1 protein-coding gene is annotated in these 1,305 nt (G+C 76.6%); it reads left to right on the plus strand.

Annotation, left to right across the window (positions count from 1 at the left end):
- Positions 1–319: 319 nt before the first annotated feature.
- The gene (locus DQW06_RS29795) at positions 320–1,171 is read left to right on the plus strand and encodes a MerR family transcriptional regulator (protein WP_117198352.1); all 852 of its coding nucleotides are present in this window, start codon (positions 320–322) and stop codon (positions 1,169–1,171) included.
- The last annotated feature ends 134 nt before the right edge of the window (positions 1,172–1,305 follow it).

Raw genomic sequence — 1,305 nt, forward strand, 5'->3', positions numbered from 1 at the left:
CGGCAGAGGGGGTGCGTGCGGCGCTGGGGGAGGCCGGGGTGCGGGTGAGCGTGTCGCGGTTGTGGAACCAGGTGTGGGAGCCCGGTGTGGGGGTGGACGAGGCGGTGCGTGCCTCGGTGCACTACTTCAACACCGAGGCCGAGGTGGAGGCGTTGGCGGACGCGGTCAGGGGGTTGTAGGCGCGCCGGGGCCGCGGTCTTCGCCGCGCGCGGGTCGGCGTGGCGGGCCGGGTGGCGGATGGTCCGGTCGTGGGCGCCGGGCGCTCGGGACGCGAGCGGGTGTTGACGGTGCCCTTGGGGCAGGGGCCACACTCGCATCCATGAGCACCCCACCGCCCCGCGAGGGGCTTTCCCGGGGGGAGTTCGCCCGTGCGAGCGGGCTCTCCCCCAAGGCGTTGCGGTTGTACGAGCGCTCGCGTCTGCTGGTCCCCCACCGGGTGGGGGCGGGCGGGCACCGCGTCTACCTCGCCGCCCAGGTGGAGCGGGCCCGGAGCATCCGCCTGCTGCGTCAGATGGACATGCCCCTGGCGGTGGTGGCCGAGGTGATGGCCCAGGAGGGCGGGCAGGCCCTGGAGCGGGCCGAGGCGTGGTGGCGGGCCCAGGAGGAGGCGCTGCGTTCGCGGCGCGCGGCCCTGGCCGAGCTGCGCCTGTCCTGGGGCGGGGCGGCCGAGCGGGCCCCGGAGCCGGTGTGGCGGGTGCGCGGTGAACACGTGGCGGCGGTCAAGGTGGCGGCGGTCCGGGTCCGCACCGACCAGCAGAACCTGGTGGCGACCCTGCACGGGCGGGCGCGGGCGCTGCGCCGCCTGCTGGTGGGGCAGGGCGCGCGCCCCGGCCCCGGGTTCTGGGTCGTCTACCACGGTGCGGTGACCCCGGACGGGCCCGCGCCGATCGAGGTGGCGGTGCCCTTCACCGGACAGGCCGAACCCGAGGGGGAGACGGTGATCCGGGTGGAGGCCGCCCACGTGCGCGCGGTGTGCGAGGTCAGGCGCGGCGACTGCTTCTATCCGCGGATCATGGGCGCCTACCGGGCGGTGGAGCGGTGGATGCTCCAGCGCGGCGCGCACGCGGCGGGGCCGCTGCGTGAGGTGTACGAGGCCTCCTGGGACGAGGTGGACCGGGACGCGGTGTTCGCGCTGGTGGCGCGGCCGATGAGACAGGCGGGACGCGGATGAGCGCGGTGGACGTGGACCGGTGGGCGGCGCACACCCCCTACAGCGATCCGGGTCGGCACGCCGGCGTGCTGGCGGGCCTGCCGGGGGACGTGGCGGGGCTGGGTCGGGTGCTGCGCGGGGTGGTGACCCACTAC

This window comes from Nocardiopsis sp. TNDT3 (assembly GCF_003427465.1).
Classification (GTDB): Bacteria; Actinomycetota; Actinomycetes; order Streptosporangiales; family Streptosporangiaceae; genus Nocardiopsis; species Nocardiopsis dassonvillei.